The following is a 21,455-nucleotide window of genomic DNA, read 5'->3' on the forward strand; positions in this document are numbered from 1 at the left end:
TCTCAAATTAATAAAGATATCTTTTGAGATAGCTTTAATTTTAATATATTAATGAAAAAAAGTTTCGCAAAAATAAATTTTTAGATATGAATATATCAAAATAAAAAAAAATTTCAAAAAATCTATATTTTTTATTGTATTACTAGATAATAGGTGCTATAATTTCATTAAAGAAAATTTTCTTTATAAATAACGAAAAAATAAGAAAAAAACAAATATACGAAAAAAAATTTCTTAAAATGTATTATAATTTGAGAAGAGGGGAAGAGGTATGAAGTACTTAATAGGAGTTGATATTGGCACAACTAGTACTAAATCAATAGCATTTGATATGGAGGGGAATGTTTTAACAAAATGTAATATAGAATATCCTTTATATAATCCATATCCATCTTGGAGTGAGCAAAATCCGGAAGAAATTTTCAGAGCAGTGTTAAATGGGATTAAGCATGTAGTTCAAGAAAACGATATCAAAAATAATAAATTATTAGGAATATCATTTAGTAGTGCTATGCATAGCGTGATAGCAATAGATAAGGCAGGAAATGCTTTAACTAACTGCATAATATGGGCTGATACAAGAAGTAATAAGTATTCTGACGAATTAAAAAATAGTGACATAGGACAAGAAATTTACATGAGAACAGGTACACCAATACATCCAATGTCACCACTATGTAAATTATGTTGGTTAAGAGATAATGCTAAAGATGTATTCAATAATGCAGAAAAATTTATATCAATTAAAGAATATATATTCTATAAATTATTCAATCAATATATAGTGGATTATTCTATAGCTTCAGCAACAGGTATATTTGATATTTATGATCTTAAGTGGAATAAAAAAGCATTAGAATATATAGGAGTTTCAGAAGAAAAATTTTCAAAACCTGTACAAACAACTCATGTAGTTAATGGATTAAGTGATATTTATGCAGACTATATGAAAATACCAACAGAAACTAATTTTATAGTTGGAGGAAGTGATGGATGCCTTGCCAATCTAGGTGCTAATGCAATAAAGAATGGAGATGCTGCTGTAACTATAGGTACCAGTGGAGCGATAAGAGTAATATCTAAGAAGCCTAAAAATGATATATCTAGAAGAATATTTAGTTATATTTTAACAGAGGAACATTATGTTTTAGGTGGTGCAGTGAATAATGGAGGAATAATTTATAGATGGTTTAGGGATAATTTTTCATCAGTAGAAACTGAGGCTGCAAAATCATTAAATATAGATCCATATGATATTTTAAATTTAGAAGCTTCAAAAGTTAAAGCAGGAGCAGAAGGACTTATATTTTTACCATATTTGCTAGGAGAAAGAGCACCACATTGGGATGCAAATTCCAAGGGAGTATTTTTTGGTGTTAATATTAAGCACAAAAGAGAACATTTTTTAAGAGCAGTGCTTGAAGGAGTAATGTATGGAATATATGATGTTGGAAAAGCTCTAGAAGAAACAACTGGACCGATAAATACAATATATGCAACTGGTGGATTTGTAAGATCAGAGTTATGGGTACAAATATTAGCTGATATATTTAATAAAAAAGTTGTTATTGCAGAAAGTTATGAGAGTTCTTGCTTAGGTGCAGCTATAATTGCTATGAAAGCTTTAAATATGATTAAGAATATTGAGCAAATCGAAAGTTTGATTCCGACATCAAAAGTATTTGAACCTAATATAGAAAATCATAAAGTTTACATAGAAAATTTCAAAATTTACAGAAAATTATATGAGAAGTTAAAAGATGAATTTCTAGAAATAAATAATTTACAAGATTAAAAGTTTTGAAATGGAGGGATTTATATGCCATTATTAATAGTTGCTATAGGAGTTGCATTATTACTATTATTGATGATTGGATTTAAATTAAATGGTTTTATATCACTAATTTTAGTTTCACTTACAGTTGGTATAATGGAAGGAATGCCAATAGTTAATGTAGTAAGCTCTATAAAATCAGGTGTTGGAGGAACTTTAGGAAGTTTAGCTCTTATAATTGGATTTGGAGCTATGCTAGGTAAACTTATGGCTGATAGTGGAGGAGCACAAAGAATAGCTATAACATTAATAAAGAAATTTGGTAAAGAAAAAATACAATGGGCAGTAGTTATTACAGGGTTTGTTGTAGGATTTGCATTATTTTATGAGATAGGTTTTGTTTTACTTATACCACTTGTATTTACAATAGCAGCTGAAGCTGAAATACCACTTTTATATATAGGTGTACCTATGGCTGCAGCACTATCAGTAACTCATGGATTTTTACCACCCCATCCAGGACCAACAGCTATAGCAGGAGTTTATAATGCTGATATAGGTAAAACTTTATTGTATGGTGCAATACTTGGAATTCCAACAGTAATACTTTCTGGACCAGTATTTACAAAGTTTTTAAAAGGGATGGAGCATCCTATCCCTAAAGGATTATATAATCCAAAGATATTTACAGAGAAAGAAATGCCAAGTTTTGGAATAAGTGTATTTACAGCATTAATTCCAGTTATTTTAATGGCCGTACAAGCTATAAGTAAAATGACTCTTTCTGGTGATTCACAAATAGTTAAAATAACAGGATTTTTTGGAGATCCAGTAATTGCATTATTAATTTCAGTTATTGTAGCTATATTCACTTTTGGATTAAACAGAGGCAAAAAAATGCCAGAGGTTATGCAAACCATAAGTGAATCAATTAATACAGTAGCAATGATAATATTAATCATTGGCGGTGGTGGTGCTTTAAAGCAAGTTCTTGTTGATAGTGGAGTGGATAAATATATTGCAAGTATAATGCAAGGTAGTAGTATATCACCACTTTTACTAGCTTGGTTAATCGCCGCAATATTAAGAGTTGCATTAGGATCAGCTACAGTGGCAGCTATGACAGCAGCTGGAATAGTAGCGCCACTTATAAGTGCAACTGGAGTTAGTCCAGAGTTAATGGTAATTGCAACAGGAGCAGGTAGTTTAATATTTTCTCATGTTAATGACCCTGGATTTTGGATATTTAAAGAATATTTCAATTTATCCATTACTGAAACATTAAAGTCTTGGTCTGTAATGGAGACGATAATTTCAGTATGTGGACTTGTAGGAGTTTTAATTTTAAATGTTATTATTTAAAATGTTATTATTAAAAAATATAGTAAATTAAATATAAGAGGAGCGATAGTTATGAACGTAGGAATAATTGGACTTGGAAAGATGGGATTTAATATAGCATTAAATTTGCTAAACCATAATCATTCAGTAGTGGCATATGACTTAAGTGATGAAAGTGTTAATAATATTTCAAAAGAGGGAGCAAAAGGTGTTAATAGTATTGAAGATTTAGTTAAACAGCTTCCAGAAAGAAAAATCATATGGTTAATGATTCCATCAGGAAAAGCAGTTGATAGTACAATAGAAGAAATAATAAAATATATAAATCCTAATGATATAATAATTGATGGAGGTAATTCAAATTATAAAGATACCCTAAGAAGATATAAATTTTTGAAAGAAAAGGGAATTGACTTTATTGATTGTGGAACTAGTGGAGGAACTAGTGGTGCTCTTAATGGTGCATGTACAATGATTGGAGCAGAAGAAGATGTGTTTAAATATTGCGAAGAGTTATTTAAAGACTTATCTATTCAAGATGGATATTTACATGTTGGAAAACCTGGAAGTGGACATTTTACTAAAATGGTTCACAATGGAATAGAATATGGAATGATGCAATCAATAGCAGAAGGATTTGAAATTCTTTCTAAAAGTGAATTTGATGTAGATTATGAAAAGGTAGCTAAATTATGGAATAATGGTTCAGTAATAAGAGGATGGCTTATGGAATTAGCACAATCAGCTTTTAGTAAAGATAAAGACCTAAGTAGTATAAAGGGAATAATGAATTCTTCAGGAGAGGGAAAGTGGACAGTAGAAACTGCATTAGATTTACAAGTACCTGCACCTGTGATTGCATTATCATTAATGATGAGATATCGTTCACTTGAAGAAGATACATTTACAGGTAAGGTTGTTGCAGCCTTAAGAAATGAATTTGGTGGACATGAAGTAAAAAAGAATAAATAAAAATATATTAAGAGGTTTCACATAATGATTTTTTTAATAATTATGTGGAATCTCTTTTTTAATTAAGAAAAATTATTACTGTTATATTTTTTAGATTAGTAATATTTACAAAATATCATCATAAAATTATATAGGTATAAATTTAATTAGGAGAGAATGATATGGATTTAGAATATTACGATAAAAAGTTTTTAGAAAATAAAAAAATAATATTAGAGAAAATAGATCAAGGAAAGCAAGCAGGAATAAACAAGGTGTCAGCAGTATTTGCTATAAATGAAAATGATGAAATGAAAAATAAGATGGTAAAAGAAATAGCTACATGGCTAATGGAAGATGGATATAAAATATCTCTTAAAGAAGATGAGTTAAAGATATTAGTAATAGAATGGGACTAGTATTATATTTATATAAATATAGTAGTATAATTATATTATTAAAAGTTTAAATTTTTATGAAAAAAGAATTATATGAGGTAGATAAAATGAAGAAAAGCAAAATAGTAGATTTAGAAAAGATGTCATCATCAAAATTTTTAAATATGTATAAAATTCAGTATCAAAATAAATTAGGAAATATAAAGGACTGGATTGTTGCATCTAGAAAAAGCGAAGAAACATTAAAAAATCGTTATTTTAATGGCACAGAAGACAAGATAGATGGGGTAGTTATAGCAGCTTTTCATAGAGAAGAAAAAAAGTTAGTTATAATAAAGCAATATAGAGTGCCAATAAATGATTATGTTTATGAACTTGTAGCAGGTCTTGTAGATAACAATGAAGATATAAAAAGTACTGTTAAAAGAGAATTAAAAGAAGAAACAGGATTAAGACTTTTAAATATAACTGAAAAAGGAAATAATAAGCTATATATATCACCAGGAATGACTGATGAAGCATTAGCATTTGTTTATTGCACATGTGATGGTGACTTTTCAAAAGAGTATCTAGAAGAAGATGAAGATATAGAAACAATGCTTGTATCTCAAGAAGAGGCAAAAGAGATTATAAAAAGTAAAAATAATATAGATGTGAAGTGTTTTTTAATTCTACAAAGTTTTGCAGAATTAGGAGAAAAAATGTTTATATAAGGACATTAAAGTAATGTAAGGTTACATAGTATTTATTATAGGATGAAAATTTTAAGAATGTTTTATTTTAGTAGAGTGTTGATATATGCAATAGGCAAAATGGCATTTTAATTGGATTTTGAGAATAGTTAATGAGTATTCCTAAGTTAAATTATTTAGTCCAATTTTTTTATGCGTATATTAATATTTATACTAAAAAATAACCATAAAAAAATGCAGAAGTGAAAAAACTTCTGCATTTTTGTTTTATATATTAATGAATAAAACCTTGGATTAAGAAGTAAATAAGGAAGATAGCAGATGTGATACACATAGTTACTGATAAATCTTTCTTCTTATTACTAAATAATTTACATATAGGATATAAAATAAATCCAAAGGCTATACCATCTACAATACTATAAGTTAATGGAATTAAAATTACCACTATAAATGCTGGTATTAACTCTGTTAAATCATCAAAATTTAATTGTTTTAGATTTTGGAACATTAAACTTCCTATGATAATAAGAATTGGAGCTAATGCTGCATTTGGAATTATTGATATAAATGGTATAAAGAACAATGAAAGTAAAAATAATAATCCAGTTATTATTGATGTTAATCCAGTTCTTCCACCAGCTGCAATACCCGCTGCTCCTTCAACAGTAGAAACAGGAGGACAAGTTCCTAAAAAGCCATATGCAATAACAGAAAATCCTATTGATGTTAAAGCTTTTTCAGATTTTTCTGGAGTCTTTAACATTCCATTTAATTGACCGTGCAATAATCCTATATTTTCAAATATTAAAACTAATGTTAATGAAAATGTAGAAATCCAAAAGTTTGGAGTTAGTATAGCACTAAAGTCAGGATTAAAGAATATATCTTTATAAGCTCCGAAATTAGGAAGTGAAAATGTAAGATTACTTATATCTACAATTCCCATAAATATAGAAATAATTGTACCTACGATAATTGAAATCAAGAATGCACCAGGTACATTTCTAATAAACAATATTAATGTAATAATCATAATTATTATGAATGCTATAACTTCAGGACTAGTTATATCTCCAAGCTTTAATAAATTAGAAGGATCAGATACTATAAGACCTGATTTTGATAATCCAATAAGTGTAATAAAAAGTCCAATACCAACTGTAATGGCTTCTTTTAAATTATTTGGAATAGCTTCAGTTATATTTTTAGCAAGTGGAGTAAGTGCAACTATTGTTAATAAAATTCCTGATACTATTACTGATGCTAGTGCTTGATAAAACGTAAGCCCTAAAGTTTTTACAACAGTGTAAGTAAATAGTGCATTGATTCCCATACCGGGCATAATGATTAGAGGAGCATTACTAACAAACCCCACTATAAGACAACCTAGTAACGAAGATAGAACCGTTGCGATAATTAATGGTTCAATAGGTATGCCCGAATCACTTAGTATGCTAGCGTTTACTATAATAATGTATACAGCAGCAAAAAATGATGTAAGTGCGGCTATAGTTTCCCTCCTTATTGTAGAATTGTGTTCAGTTAATTTAAAAAATTTATTCATCCTTTCGACCAACTTTCAAAATCTCCCTCGCCCACCCGCACAAAAAGTGCAAGTCTATTATATCATCCATAATAAAAAATTCAATATAAATGTATATTGAAAATATTTTTTTGGCAAACTAAAAAGTTATTTTAATATATAAATTTTCATATAATTTCATAATTTATTATTTCTGTGTTGTATAAAATAAGAAATTATGAAAATAATAGTGAAATTTTTAGAAAAATGTATAATTTTCAGAAAAACATAAAACTTTTAATATTTTAATTTATATTATATTAAATTAATGATAATAAACGTTTTTAATAAATTAAATTATTAAATATTATATAATATATATGTTGAAGATATTAAGAGGTTATAAATTTGTTTATCTAAAATAATATTTTATAACTATTATGTGCATTTAATATAAAAATTACTTAAGGTATTCAAGATAGTTATATTTTAGCAAATTTAAAAAGTAAAGATATAGATTTACTATTCGATAATAAATGGGGTAAAATAGTTTTTTATAATAAATATACAAAAAAGAAAAATTAATTAAATAGGGGATGATGACGTGAATGAATATATCTACAGAAAACATTTAAGAAATCCAGGTAAATATTTATTATTAATGATGGGGTTTGTTTTATCAATATTAATAGAAACTGGCATAATATCATGTCTTAAATCAATAAATGAAGATATGTTAATTTTTGCTGGAATTTTTGCAATTATAGCATTAGCTATATTGACTATAATAGGATTAGAATATTTATTACTTTATTTTGTAATGTTTAGGAAATTTAAAAAGGTTAGTGTAGAACTTACTGATTCAGGAATAATATATAAAAATATTAAAGGAACAACTTTTATTAGATATGAAGAAATACAAGCTATACAATTTCCATCTATAAGGTATTTTGGAGGATGGACAAAAATTAAAAGTAAAGAAAAAAATATTAGATTAACTGTTGTATTAGAAAATATAGAGCATTTTATGCAAGATTTAAAATGTATATTAGATGAAAAAAATTTAAGTCATGTGTATAATGATAAAAAATTATATAACTTTAGGAAAACAGCTACATATAGTGATCAAAGTTGGGAAAGAGTATATGAAAAAATAAAAAGTTTATCAGTTACATATTTTATATGTATATTAATTTCAATATTATACTTAGGATTTATTAATCTTTATGCAACACAAATAATTTTCCAATTATTAATTACATTATATCCTTTTTTTGCATTTATATTTAGTGAAATAATTTTAGGATTCAAACTTTCTAAAGATATAAAAACAAGCGGAAAAATAATTACAAAAAGAAATAAAGAATTTGAAAATAGAGTATATAAATATACATCTATAGTTCTAGGAATTTTAACTTTATTAATACTTATAATTTCAATGATATAAATGATACTTAATAAGAAATTTAACTATTTAATTTATATAATACAAAAGAAATTTTAGATATTCAAAAAATATAATATTAAATAAATAATGAAAATTATGATTAATATTATTAAAAAGTGATATAATTTCTAATAGATTATAAAATTATAATTATTGGAAAAGAAGGGTTTGAATAGTGAATTTTGAGTTAGAAAAAATAAAAAAAATTAATTTAATATTGAATTCATTATGTATTTTTAAAGATTTACTTAATGATGATGTAATTAGTTCTTATAAGGAGTTAATAAGTTATTTAAATAAGAACGAATTTGATATTAATAATTTACTTAATTACTATAATACTTTTACATATAATCTTATAGAAAAATCAGAAGAACTATCTATAAGGAAATATATTATTGATAAAATTCTTATGGAGGATAAAGTATTTAAAAAGATCATATCTAGTAATGATTCAACTAATAAATTAATAACTAAACAAACTAAATATGAACTTACATTATTGGAAGAATTATCAAACACAAAAAGTGAAGACATAAAGAGAGCTATTTTAGAAAAAGGGTTTTTATCAGAATTTGAGAAATCAATTATTAAAAATTTAATTACTTGGAATGAAGATATAAAAATTAAAACTGAAGATAATAAAATAGAAGATAAAGTAAAGCAAAAATTATTTAGCAATAAAAATTGGGATACTTTATTAGAGGAGATAATAGAATTTTATAATAAATATGGAATTGAAGAGATTAATTAATAATTATAGATGACTTTATTCATTAGTTATAGGTAGAAATCTAAAAAACTGCAATATAAGTAATAAAATACAAAGAATAACTTCTTTTCTTTGAGTAAAAATATTAAAGAAAGGAAGTGGAGTTTATGTCTAAGAGTAAAAAAGACAAGTTAATACAACTAACAGGAAATCTATCTCAGTCAAAAGTTAAATCATATCAAGAGAATAAAGAATATCTTGATCGAACTAAAATAGAAACTAATAATACTAATAATAAATTTTTCTGATTTTTAAATGTTAAATAATAAAACTAGAAAAACTGAAGTAATCATTGAATTTGGATTACTTCAGTTTTTATTTATTATAGAGTTTGAAATAGCATTACTTTAAGCGAGAATTTTAACTAAAGATTAAAATATATAAGTATTACCATGCAAGATGTAATAAAAAATAATTAAAATAGATATAGTAATATTTATAATAACAATATAAATATTAATAATACGGTGTATTTTTTATCTGATTAATAAAAAATATGAAAAATTATTGACAATATAAAAACAAAGAGATACAATTATGAAAAATTAAACAATAAATACATTGATTGAGAAAAGTAAATTTTATATTACTTATAAAGAGAGCTTATCATTTGCTGAAAGATAGGATTTGTAAAAGAATTGAAAATCACTCATGAGTAGTTAGCTGAAGATATAATTATTGTGTAAGCAAGACCGGTAGCAACCGTTATATTGCCAAATATTAAATAGGATTTCCTAGAGATATTTTGAGGGGTTACTTTTCAAGTGATAAATAGAGTGGTACCGCAGAGTTTTTGACTTTGTCTCTAATTAATAGAGATAAGGTCTTTTTTTATAAAAATTATATAATTAATATTAAAAAATAATTAGGGGGCAAAAAAATGAGTAGTTATAGTTTGTTTTTACCAAGTTATAGTATAGGGAGTGATGTTTACAGAGGAATTCCTAAAATTTGTGAAGCTTATGGAAGGAAGGCTGTAGTAGTTGGGGGCAAAACAGCAATAGCAAAAGCTAAGGAAGAACTTTTAGATGGGCTTAAAGGTTCAAATATAGAAATAGTAGATTTTGTATGGTTTGGGGGAGATTCTTCATATGAAAATGTAGAGATGCTTAAGAAGAATCCGATAGTTAGAGATGCTGATATGGTATTTGCGGTTGGTGGAGGAAGAAGTATTGATACAAGCAAAACAATGTGTGATCAAACAGGACAATCACTATTTGTATTTCCAACAATAGCTTCAAATTGCGCTGCAATAACAGAAACAACCGTAATTTATGATTCTAATCATGTATTTAAAGAATTATATTTTACAAAAAAATCAGCAACACATTGCTTTATTAATACTAAAATAATAGCAGAAGCACCAAGTAATTTTATATGGGCAGGTATAGGAGATGCATTATCAAAAGAATATGAATGTACATTTTCTTCAAGAGGTGATGAACTTGATCATACTAATCTTTTAGGCGTAGATATAAGTCGTAATTGCGTTGAACCACTTTTGAGATATGGTAAAAGAGCTTATGAAGATGTTAAAATTAATAAAGTATCAAATGAGGTAGAACAAATAATTCTTAATATAATAATTACTACAGGACTTGTATCTGTTCTTGTGAAAAATGATTACAATAGTTGTCTTGCTCATTCAGTATATTATGGATGTACTACATTAGAAAATATAGAAAAAAATCATTTGCATGGTGAAATAGTTTCTTATGGTGTTTTGGTTATGCTAACATGTGATAAGCAATTTAAAGAACGTGACAGGGTTTATAAGTTTAATAAGAGCATTGGACTTCCAACATGTTTAGATGATATTGAGGTGAAAGAAGGAGATATTGATAAAGTACTTGATAAGATAATGGAAACAAGTGATATAAGGCATGTACCTTATGAAATAACAAGAAAAATGATTTATAATGCAATAATGGATTTAGAAAAAACAATAGTATAAGAATATTTGCATTATTTGGAATAAAACGCTATTACTCCTGATGGATATAAAGTGGACAATAGAGGGATTTGGATTTAATAAAGAGCAGCTATATTATTAAATGAAATTTAGAAAAAAATATTTTAAATTAAAGTTCTAAACTTTGCTTAAATTTGAGTAAAGTTTAGAACTTTTTTTATTTCTGTAGAATATTTAAAAATATAAGATTTTTTGATTTTTTAATAAAGGTGTTTAAGGCTCAAAAAAATATATTATTGTAAATATGAAATTAGGTATTCACAAAGTCCCCAAAAGATTAAAAGGATACCTGAAAATACGTAAAAATTTTTACCTATCCAATTTGAAAAAGAAAATTTTGTTATAAAATTTCCAATCAAAATCATTAATATACTTATTATGAAACTAAAAAATATACTCAAAGGTATGCTTATATTAAGAAGTCCTGCAATTAAACCTAATAATATATTTGTTTTTGAAAGAAAAATAGATAATGATAAGGTATCTTTAAAACTTATATGGCTAGAATTAGCAAATGGTGATATGTTTCCCTCTTTCAATAGCAAACCAAATCTTGAGTTGTCTTCTACATAGTAAGATGTATCTTCATTACGACTTTTCTTTTTTAGTCTTATATGTTCAACAAAAAAGTAAGTCCCTATAAATATTAAAAGTATGCATCCAAATGGAATTACTATTTCTTTTAATAAAAGTTTACTAATTAATTCTCCAATACCCATAGAAATAAATGTTGCAAATGTTGTAATAATTGAAATAATTAAAATTTGTGCTTTTTGTATAGATATTTTTTTTAAGCTACAAAAACTTGAAACTCTAAAAGTATCTAAATGTGATGAAAGTGATAATAATAAAGGAGAAAAAATATTCATAGATTACCTCAAAAAGATTGATTTAATAATAATATATTCAAAAGTTTTAAAAATGACAAAAAGTAACACTAATAGTATAACTAAAGAGGTTGTTGATAACTTTATAAAAAATGAATAAAATAATTAACGATATACATAGGAAATACAATAAATATTTTACAAATAGTTAAAAAAGTGGTAATATAACTTTAAGTTTTAATAATATAAAGAGGTGTTTTAGATGGGGTTAAGAAAGTAGACAAAAAAATTATTTTTATTGTGAAGTTATATGGTGTTGTTGAGGGACTGTTTCTCATTAGAAAGTAGCGATAAGTAGTAATCTTAAAAACTTATTTTATTTGGGGAGATGATTTAATGTTAAATTATAAAAAATATAGAAGATTTGAAACAGTTAAATTAAAAGAAAGACAATGGCCAAATAACCTAATTGAAAAGGCACCTATTTGGTGTAGTGTTGATTTAAGAGATGGCAACCAAGCTCTTATAAATCCAATGACAGTAGATGAAAAAATAGAGATGTTTAAACTTCTTGTAAAATTAGGATTTAAAGAGATAGAAGTTGGATTTCCATCAGCATCGCAAATAGAATATGACTTTTTACGAAGATTAGTTGATGAAAAACATGTTCCGGATGATGTGATATTACAAGTTTTAACACAAGCTAGGCCACATTTAATAAGAAAAACTTTTGAAGCAATAAAAGGTTTGAAAAAGGCTGTTGTTCACATATATAATTCTACATCAGTACTTCAAAGAGATGTAGTATTTAATATGAGTAAAGAGGAAATTAAACAAATAGCTATAGAAGGAACCAAATTAGTAAAAGAATATAAAAAAGACTTTGATGGAGAGATATTTTTAGAGTATTCACCAGAAAGTTTTACAGGAACTGAAGTTGATTATGCATTAGAAATATGTGATGCTGTTGCTGATGTATGGGAAGCAAGTGAGGATAATAAGATAATTATAAATCTTCCATCCACTGTGCAAATGGACACTCCTAATATATATGCAGATCAAATAGAGTGGATGTGCAGAAATTTTAAAGATAGAGATAGAATAATCTTAAGCGTACACCCTCATAATGATAGGGGTACAGGCGTTGCAGATGCAGAATTAGCACTTTTAGCAGGAGCTGATAGAGTGGAAGGAACTTTATTTGGAAATGGTGAAAGAACAGGAAATGTTGATATTTTAAATATTGCATATAATATGTTTTCTCATGGGATAAACCCTAACTTAAATTTAGAGAATGTTAATGATATAATTGATATCTATGAAAGATGTGTAAAAATACCAATACATGTAAGACATCCATATGCAGGAAAACTAGTATTTACAGCATTCTCAGGTTCACATCAAGATGCTATAAATAAGGGGATGAAAAAGTATCAAGAAAGAAACAATGGCATATGGGAAGTACCGTATTTACCAATTGATCCAGGTGACTTAGGAAGAGAATACGAAGCATTAGTTAGAATAAATAGTCAATCTGGTAAAGGTGGAGTTGCATTTATTATGGACCATTGTTTTGGATTTAAACTTCCAAAGACAATGCATAAAGAATTTGCATGTGTTATACAGAAGTTGTCTGAAAAGATAGGAGAAATTTCTCCAGATGAAATAATGAAGCAATTTGAAAAAGAATACTTAGATATTGATGAACCATTTAAATTGATTAATTATACAATCACAGATATAAATAATGGAGATTCTAAAGCTGATACTAAAGTTAAGGTTTTATTAAAACATAAAGGTACGAATTTAGAACTTGAAGGCTTAGGAAATGGACCTATAGATTCATTAAAAAAAGCATTGGTTTCAAGTAATTTAATAGATACAAAGATTATAGATTATACAGAACATGCTTTAAGTACAGGATCTGAAGCAAAAGCTGCGTCATATGTTTATATGGAAAGAATCGATATAGATAAAAAGACTTTTGGCGTTGGTGTAGATAGCAATATCACAAGAGCTTCAATTAAAGCAATATTTAGTGCTATAAATAGACTATATTCAAAAAAATAATAGTAGAATATTATTTTATAATAAAATAACTTTTAATAAACCTGAAAGAATATCAAATGGAATCTTTCAGGTTTATTTATGATAAAATTTAATATTGAATATAAATGTAAATGATTAAGAAATCTGAATTAGGACTTTAAAACGCATATTGAGATATTAAGTCGAATTATAAAATGATTTACTATATTTTTTTATAATTTCATGTTATTATTTAAATATACATATTTTAGGATGTGTTATTTAAAATAAATAATAATTATGGTGGTGAAAAATGAATAGCATTATCGATCTTAAAGATATTATAAATGTTGAAGCTTTCCAAAATATTCAGGATGACATTGCAAAAGCTACAGGAATTGCTATTATAACTACTGATTATAAAGGTAAACCTATTACAACACATAGTTGCTGTTCGGAATTTTGCAATATTATACGTAAAGATAAAAAGCAAGTAGAACTATGTGAAAGATGTGATTCAAGAGGTGGAATTGAAGCTACAAGGACAGGAAAGCCATACATATATATTTGTCATAAAGGAATAGTAGACTTTGCAGTACCTATTATAGTTAAAGGTCAGTATTTAGGAGCTATAATGGCAGGACAAGTCTTGATAAATAAAGAGGAAGAAAAAGACTTAGAAGCTGTTGCAAATGTTAATTTTGATTTGGGAGAAAGTGAGGAACTTATATGTGCATATAATAATCTTACAACTATTTCATTAGAGAAGATTAAACACATTTCTCAAATGATGTTGCATTTATCAAATTATTTAGTTGAAGAAGGAATACATAAATTAACTACAAAAAAATTAAATGAAAGCAATAACAAGATTGTAAAATCAGAAATTAATCAATTAAAATTACAAAATGAGTTAGAGAAGTTTAGATTAAAATCATTAACATCTCAAATAAATCCTAATTTTGTATTTGATATAATGAATAATATATATTCATTATCATTAATAGAAGATGCAGAAAAGACAAGTAATCTTACATATAAATTTACTGAATTTATAAGAAATACTTTTTATAAATCAAATAAAATAGTTACATTAAAAGAAGAATTAGAATATTGTTTAGAGTACTTAAATTTACAGAAGATTAGATTTGGTAATAGATTAAATTTTGATATTAATTTAAGTATTGAAGAGGATTTCAAACTTCCATTTATGAGCATTTATCCTTTTGTTGAAAACGTTGTAACACACGGGATAAAGCATAAAGAAAATGGAGGAAGTATAAATATATCTGTATTGGAAGAAGAGGAATCTATAATAATTTCAATAGTAGATGATGGAGTAGGGATATCAAAAGAAAAATTAAAAGTTATAAATTTAGGAGAAAAAAACACAAGTTATTCATTAAGTGGAATATCAGTTGCAAAACAACGAATAAAAAATTTCTATAAGTATGATTATTGTATAGATATAGAGAGTGATTTAGGGATAGGAACTAAAGTTACAATAAGCTTACCAATTGATGAAAGGTAGGTAGTTATATATGTGGAATGTTATTTTAGTAGATGATGAGTGTATAGAATTAGAAGCACTTAAAAAATTAATAAATAAAATTAATATTAAAATAAACATCGTAGGAACTGCAAATAATGGTAAAAAAGCAATAGAACTTGATAAAGAACTTAAACCAGATGTAATAATTATAGATAATGATATGCCAGGAATAAATGGTATTGAAGCTTCAAAATTTATAAAAGAAAGAGATAAAGAAAAAATTATAATATTGCTAATGGAGTATTATAATTTAAATAATAAAAAAATAAATTCTGATATTGATGATTACATATTAAAACCAATAAGTTCAGAAAAATTAGCTAAAGTATTAAATAAACATATTATGAATTTAAAAACAAATGAGAATAAATTAATAGGAAAAGAGTTGCTACTTTTAGATAAAATAATTTCTAATGAAGAAAAAGATACTGTGGAGTTACTTGATAATTTATTGTATGGATATAAACTTTTAAGTAATGGTGATATTAAGCTATATAAAGATAAGTGTAGAATTTTATTGAATAAAATGATTAATATCTTCATTAAGATTAGGAATAAGAATAAAGTGAATTCAAATATTAATTTATATAACGATAAGATAGAAGAGATTCATAATATAACGAAAATAAATGCTGTTATGAATGAATGTTTGGAGTTTATATGTAAAGATAATTCTGATGATATAATTAGAGAAAAGTTAATTGGAAACAAGGATATAAGTAAAGTTTTAAATCCAGTATTAACTTATATAAGTGAAAATTATACTGAAAAAATAACTCTAGAAAGTGCGGCTAATTCTTGTAACTTGAGTATATTTTATTTTAGTAAACTATTTAAAAAAGATATAGGTATGAAGTTTATTGATTATATAAACTTATATAAAATAGAAAAATCTAAGGAATTACTAGAAAATACAGATATGTCTATAATAAATATAGCTGTAACTTTAGGTCATGATGAATCGGGATATTTTTCTAAAGTTTTTAAACGGGTAGTTGGCATAACCCCTTCAGCATATAGAAATAATAATAAAAATAATTTATAAAGATATCTAAGGATGNNCATCCTTAGATATCTTTATATTTTTGTCATGCTTTAAAAGAGAGGACTTGAAGAGATATTATTTTTAGTGATTATAGTATAGATAGTAAATAATAATAGAAATATTTAGTCAATGTGTGTGTAATTTATCACTATGTAATAATAGAAAATTAGTGTAAATTTAAAAATTAAGAGTTTAAAAAACGTAATAATGCATAAAAACGTTATTATAAGACAAAAAAATACTGTTTAAGAAAAAAGAAAGATAGAAATAACAAAAAAGTACAAATAGTAAGCAATAAAATTTGTTAAAAATTTATCAATCAAATGATAAGATTAAATCAAGAAAAAGAGAATTTGATTGGAGGAATTTAAAATGATAAGTAAGGGATTTAGTACTCAAACAGAAAGAATAAATATTTTAAAAGCTCAAATATTAAATGCGAAACCATGTGTTGAGTGTGAAAGAGCGATATTAATAACAGAATCTTTTAAGGCAACAGAAGGTGAACCCGCAGTATTAAGAAGGGCATTAGCTTTAAATAATATATTAAAAAATATTCCTGTGACAATTAGAGAAGAGGAACTTATAGTAGGTAGTTTAACTAAAGAGCCAAGATCTTCTCAAGTATTCCCTGAATTTTCAAATAAGTGGTTAAAAGATGAATTAGATAGAATTGATAAAAGAAATGGGGATGCGTTCCAAATTTCAGAAGAAAGTAAAGAAAAATTACAATCTGTATTTGAATATTGGGATGGAAAGACAACAAGTGAATTAGCAACTTCATATATGTCAGAAGAAACAATAAATGCAGTAAATGCAGATATTTTTACAGTAGGAAATTATTACTATAATGGAGTAGGTCATATTGCTGTAAGTTATGATAAAGTATTAAAAATTGGATTCAATGGAATTATAAAAGAAGCAAAGGATCAATTAGAAAAAAGCAGAAGTATAGATCCAAACTTTATAAAGACAGAGAAGTTCTTAAATAGTGTTATTGTTTCTTGTGAATCAGCAATAACATATGCAAATAGATATGCTGAAGAAGCTAAAGAACTTGCAAAAAATACAAATGATGCAAGAAGAAAATCTGAACTTGAAAAAATCGCAGAAATTTGTACAAAGGTTCCAGCAGAGCCAGCAACATCTTTCTACGAAGCGTGTCAATCATTTTGGTTTGTTCATGCAATAATAAACACAGAATCTAATGGACATTCTATTTCACCAGCTAGATTTGACCAATACATGTATCCATATTATGCAAATGATAAAAATATAACAAAAGAATTTGCTCAAGAATTAATAGATTGTATATGGATAAAATTAAATGATATTAACAAAGTAAGAGATGAAATTTCAACTAAGCACTTTGGTGGATATCCAATGTATCAAAACTTAATTGCAGGAGGACAAACTCCAGAAGGAAAAGATGCAACAAATGAAATATCTTATATGTGTCTAGAAGCATCAGTACATGTTAAATTACCTCAACCATCTTTATCAGTAAGAATATGGAACAAAACTCCAGACGAATTCATGCTTAGAGCAGCAGAATTAACTAGAGAAGGATTAGGACTTCCTGCATACTACAATGATGAAGTTATTATTCCATCATTAGTTGCTAGAGGGCTTACATTAGAAGATGCAAGAGATTATGGAATTATTGGTTGTGTTGAACCACAAAAGCCAGGAAAGACAGAAGGATGGCATGATTCAGCATTCTTTAATCTTGCTAGAATAGTAGAATTAACTATAAATTCAGGAATGGACCATGGTAAACAAATAGGACCTAAAACTCAAAGTTTTGAAGAAATGACTTCTTTCGAAGAATTCATGACTGCTTACCAAAATCAAATGGAATACTTTGTAAGACATATGTGTACTGCAGATAACTGTATAGATATTGCACATGCAGAGAGAGCACCATTACCTTTCTTATCTTCAATGGTTGATGATTGCATTGGAAGAGGAAAGAGTCTTCAAGATGGAGGAGCAGAATATAACTTTAGTGGACCACAAGGTGTTGGAGTAGCTAATATTGGAGATGCACTAGTTGCAGTTAAAAAACTTGTTTTCGATGAAAACAAAATAACTCCTTCAGAATTAAAGAAAGTTTTAGCTGAAAACTTTAAGGATTCAGAACATATACAAGCATTACTTAAGAAAGCTCCTAAATTTGGAAATGATATTGATGAAGTTGATGATTTAGCTAGAGAAGGCGCATTAGTATATAGCAGAGAAGTTAATAAATATACAAATCCAAGAGGTGGTAAATTCCAACCAGGATTATATCCATCATCTATAAATGTATTCTTTGGAAGTTTAACAGGGGCTACTCCAGATGGTAGAAGCTGTGGACAGCCATTAGCAGATGGAGTTTCTCCATCAAGAGGATGCGATACTTCAGGACCTACTGCAGCTTGTAATTCAGTTGCTAAATTAGATCATTTTATAGCATCAAATGGAACATTATTTAATCAAAAATTCCATCCATCAGCATTAAAAGGTGATAATGGATTAATGAATTTAACAGCATTGATAAGAAGTTACTTTGATCAAAAAGGATTCCACGTTCAATTTAATGTAATAGATAAAGATATATTACTTGCAGCACAAAAAAATCCAGAAAACTATCAAGATTTAATTGTTAGAGTTGCAGGATATAGTGCACAATTTATATCTTTAGATGAGTCTATACAAAATGATATTATTGCAAGAACAGAACATGTTATGTAAAAAAAGTTTTTAGAGGAGGATATGAAAGTGATGAGTACAGACATAAAAGGAGTTATATTCAATATACAGAAATTTTCATTACATGATGGACCAGGAATAAGAACAATAGTGTTTTTTAAAGGGTGTCCAATGTCATGCTTATGGTGCAGCAATCCAGAATCACAAGATATTGCTCCTCAAATAATGTTTAATAAAAATTTATGTACTAAATGTGGAAGATGTGAATCACAATGTGAAAGTTTAGCTATTGATATGGATTCATCGTATAGAGTAAATGAAGATAAATGCACACAATGTGAAAAGTGCGTTGATAATTGCTTAAATGGAGCACTTATTCTTGAAGGAAAAGAATGTAGTACTGAAGAGATTATTAATGAATTAAAAAAAGATAGTGTTCATTATAGAAGATCAAATGGCGGAATAACATTATCTGGAGGAGAAGTATTACTTCAACCAGATTTTGCAGTAGAGTTATTAAAAAAATGTAAATCATATGGATGGCATACAGCTATTGAAACTGCAATGTATGTAAATAGCGAAGCAGTTAAAAAAGTTATTCCATATATAGATTTAGCTATGATTGATATAAAGAGCATGAATAGTGAAATACATAAAAAATTCACAGGTGTAGATAATGAGATTATTTTAAATAATATTAAATTAAGTGATGAAATAGCTAAGGAAATAATAATTAGAGTTCCAGTTATTGAAGGATTTAATGCAGACTTAGAAAGTATTAAGGAAGTAGCGGAATTTTCAAAAACATTAAAAAAATTAAAGAGAATAGATCTTCTTCCATATCATAACTATGGAGAAAGTAAGTATGAAGCTATAGGAAAAGAGTATCTTCTTAGAGAACTACAAACTCCTAGTGACGAAAAAATGGAAGAGTTAAAGTCTCTAATTGAAGGCATGGGTATATGTTGTACAATAGGAGCTCAGTAATTTTTACATAAGAAATTTTAATGTAAACAAAAGAATTCTATTAAAAAAACAATATATTACTATATAGAAAAATAGCAGATTATAATTAAACAACAGATTACTAACATACAACAATAAAATTTATTAATATTAAAAGGATATTTTGATAGTATTAAAATGAAGAAAAATTAATGTTGAATCAAAGTTAATAAAATTAATTTTGATTAATAAAAGAATAATTAATGGAGAGTGAAACATAATGAGAATGTATGATTACTTAGTACCAAGTGTAAACTTTATGGGAGCAAACTCAGTGTCAGTAGTAGGTGAAAGATGTAAAATATTAGGCGGAAAGAAAGCTTTAATAGTTACAGATAGATTTTTAAGAGATATGGAAGGCGGCGCTGTTGAATTAACAGTTAAATATTTAACAGAAGCAGGAATAGAAGCTGTTTATTATGATGGTGTTGAACCTAATCCCAAAGATGTTAATGTTTTAGCTGGATTAGAAATATTCCAAAAAGAAAATTGTGATATGATTGTAACAGTAGGTGGCGGAAGTGCTCATGATTGTGGTAAAGGAATAGGTATTGCAGCAACACATGAAGGAGATCTTTATGACTATGCTGGAATAGAAACACTTTCTAATCCATTACCTCCAATTGTAGCAGTAAATACTACAGCAGGAACTGCTAGTGAAGTAACTCGTCATTGTGTTTTAACTAATACAAAGAAGAAAATAAAATTCGTTATAGTTAGTTGGAGAAACTTACCTTTAGTTTCTATAAATGATCCAATGCTTATGGTTAAAAAACCAGCAGGATTAACAGCAGCTACAGGAATGGATGCATTAACTCATGCTATCGAAGCTTATGTATCTAAAGATGCAAATCCAGTAACTGATGCATCTGCAATACAAGCTATTAAGTTAATATCACAAAACTTAAGACAAGCAGTAGCTTTAGGTGAAAACCTTGAAGCAAGAGAAAATATGGCTTATGGATCATTACTTGCAGGAATGGCGTTTAACAATGCTAATTTAGGATATGTACATGCTATGGCTCATCAATTAGGTGGATTATATGATATGCCGCATGGTGTTGCTAATGCTATGCTATTACCTCACGTTGAACGTTATAACATGATATCAAATCCTAAGAAGTTTGCTGATATAGCAGAATTTATGGGAGAAAATATTTCAGGTCTTTCAGTAATGGAAGCAGCAGAAAAAGCTATAGATGCTATGTTCAGACTTTCAAAAGATATTGGAATACCAACAAGCTTAAAAGAAAAAGGAATTAAAGAAGAAGATTTCGAATACATGGCAGAATTAGCATTACAAGACGGAAATGCATTCAGTAATCCAAGAAAAGGAAATCAACAAGATATAATAAATATATTCAAATCAGCTTACTAATTAAATAGAATATTTATATTTAGAGTAAAAATTTTTGAGAAAAGTTTAGAAAAA

General features: G+C 26.8%; 17 protein-coding genes and 1 other annotated feature. Of the genes, 15 read left to right on the forward strand and 2 right to left on the reverse strand.

The window, feature by feature from the left end; translation table 11 throughout:
- The first annotated feature begins 271 nt into the window (after positions 1-271).
- The 5 genes from gntK (at position 272) to NG918_RS11845 (ending at position 5,177) form a co-directional block, all read left to right on the forward strand.
- Entirely contained in the window at positions 272-1,795 is a 1,524-nt protein-coding gene (gene gntK, locus NG918_RS11825) for a gluconokinase (RefSeq protein ID WP_252212820.1), read from the forward strand.
- A 24-nt stretch (positions 1,796-1,819) separates the two neighbouring features.
- Positions 1,820-3,136, forward strand: coding sequence for a gluconate transporter (gene gntT / locus NG918_RS11830; protein WP_252226327.1), 1,317 nt, complete (start codon positions 1,820-1,822; stop codon positions 3,134-3,136).
- 51 nt (positions 3,137-3,187) lie between these two features.
- On the forward strand, positions 3,188-4,087 hold the full coding sequence (gene gnd / locus NG918_RS11835) for a phosphogluconate dehydrogenase (NAD(+)-dependent, decarboxylating) (protein ID WP_252212818.1): 900 nt from the start codon (positions 3,188-3,190) through the stop codon (positions 4,085-4,087).
- A gap of 161 nt (positions 4,088-4,248) precedes the next feature.
- Positions 4,249-4,485, forward strand: coding sequence for a hypothetical protein (locus tag NG918_RS11840; protein ID WP_252212817.1), 237 nt, complete (start codon positions 4,249-4,251; stop codon positions 4,483-4,485).
- A gap of 86 nt (positions 4,486-4,571) precedes the next feature.
- Positions 4,572-5,177 (forward strand): NUDIX hydrolase, encoded by a 606-nt coding sequence (locus NG918_RS11845; RefSeq protein WP_252226330.1) that lies wholly within the window; start codon positions 4,572-4,574, stop codon positions 5,175-5,177.
- A gap of 253 nt (positions 5,178-5,430) precedes the next feature.
- Here the strand turns inward: NG918_RS11845 and NG918_RS11850 are convergent, their stop codons facing one another.
- A complete protein-coding gene (locus tag NG918_RS11850; RefSeq protein WP_252213059.1) occupies positions 5,431-6,723 on the reverse strand; it encodes an NCS2 family permease in 1,293 nt (430 codons plus the stop codon).
- A 562-nt stretch (positions 6,724-7,285) separates the two neighbouring features.
- Between NG918_RS11850 and NG918_RS11855 the strand changes: the two genes are divergently transcribed.
- The 4 genes from NG918_RS11855 (at position 7,286) to NG918_RS11870 (ending at position 10,854) form a co-directional block, all read left to right on the forward strand.
- On the forward strand, positions 7,286-8,128 hold the full coding sequence (locus tag NG918_RS11855; protein ID WP_252212804.1) for a hypothetical protein: 843 nt from the start codon (positions 7,286-7,288) through the stop codon (positions 8,126-8,128).
- 175 nt (positions 8,129-8,303) lie between these two features.
- Entirely contained in the window at positions 8,304-8,882 is a 579-nt protein-coding gene (locus tag NG918_RS11860) for a hypothetical protein (RefSeq protein ID WP_252226332.1), read from the forward strand.
- Between the two features lie 125 nt (positions 8,883-9,007).
- A complete protein-coding gene (locus NG918_RS11865; protein WP_252226334.1) occupies positions 9,008-9,148 on the forward strand; it encodes a hypothetical protein in 141 nt (46 codons plus the stop codon).
- Positions 9,149-9,452: 304 nt separating this feature from the next.
- Positions 9,453-9,710, forward strand: a binding site (T-box leader).
- Positions 9,711-9,780: 70 nt separating this feature from the next.
- A complete protein-coding gene (locus NG918_RS11870) occupies positions 9,781-10,854 on the forward strand; it encodes an iron-containing alcohol dehydrogenase family protein (protein ID WP_252226336.1) in 1,074 nt (357 codons plus the stop codon).
- 251 nt (positions 10,855-11,105) lie between these two features.
- Here NG918_RS11870 and NG918_RS11875 read toward each other — a convergent pair whose 3' ends face one another.
- Complete coding sequence (locus NG918_RS11875) at positions 11,106-11,741, reverse strand: MntP/YtaF family protein (protein ID WP_252212800.1); 636 nt, start codon at positions 11,739-11,741, stop codon at positions 11,106-11,108.
- Positions 11,742-12,095: 354 nt separating this feature from the next.
- Between NG918_RS11875 and leuA the strand changes: the two genes are divergently transcribed.
- The 6 genes from leuA (at position 12,096) to NG918_RS11905 (ending at position 21,401) form a co-directional block, all read left to right on the forward strand.
- Entirely contained in the window at positions 12,096-13,769 is a 1,674-nt protein-coding gene (leuA, locus tag NG918_RS11880) for a 2-isopropylmalate synthase (protein ID WP_252226344.1), read from the forward strand.
- 271 nt (positions 13,770-14,040) lie between these two features.
- Complete coding sequence (locus NG918_RS11885) at positions 14,041-15,258, forward strand: PocR ligand-binding domain-containing protein (protein ID WP_252212798.1); 1,218 nt, start codon at positions 14,041-14,043, stop codon at positions 15,256-15,258.
- A gap of 10 nt (positions 15,259-15,268) precedes the next feature.
- Positions 15,269-16,324, forward strand: a complete 1,056-nt coding sequence (locus NG918_RS11890; protein ID WP_252226347.1) for a response regulator transcription factor — start codon at positions 15,269-15,271, stop codon at positions 16,322-16,324.
- Between the two features lie 372 nt (positions 16,325-16,696).
- A complete protein-coding gene (dhaB1, locus tag NG918_RS11895) occupies positions 16,697-19,060 on the forward strand; it encodes a glycyl radical glycerol dehydratase DhaB1 (RefSeq protein ID WP_252226349.1) in 2,364 nt (787 codons plus the stop codon).
- Between the two features lie 30 nt (positions 19,061-19,090).
- On the forward strand, positions 19,091-20,005 hold the full coding sequence (dhaB2, locus tag NG918_RS11900; RefSeq protein ID WP_252226519.1) for a glycerol dehydratase activator DhaB2: 915 nt from the start codon (positions 19,091-19,093) through the stop codon (positions 20,003-20,005).
- A 238-nt stretch (positions 20,006-20,243) separates the two neighbouring features.
- Complete coding sequence (locus NG918_RS11905; protein ID WP_252212795.1) at positions 20,244-21,401, forward strand: iron-containing alcohol dehydrogenase; 1,158 nt, start codon at positions 20,244-20,246, stop codon at positions 21,399-21,401.
- Positions 21,402-21,455: the final 54 nt, after the last annotated feature.

The organism is Clostridium sp. ZBS2, from assembly GCF_023845855.1.
Lineage (GTDB): Bacteria > Bacillota > Clostridia > Clostridiales > Clostridiaceae > Clostridium > Clostridium aquiflavi.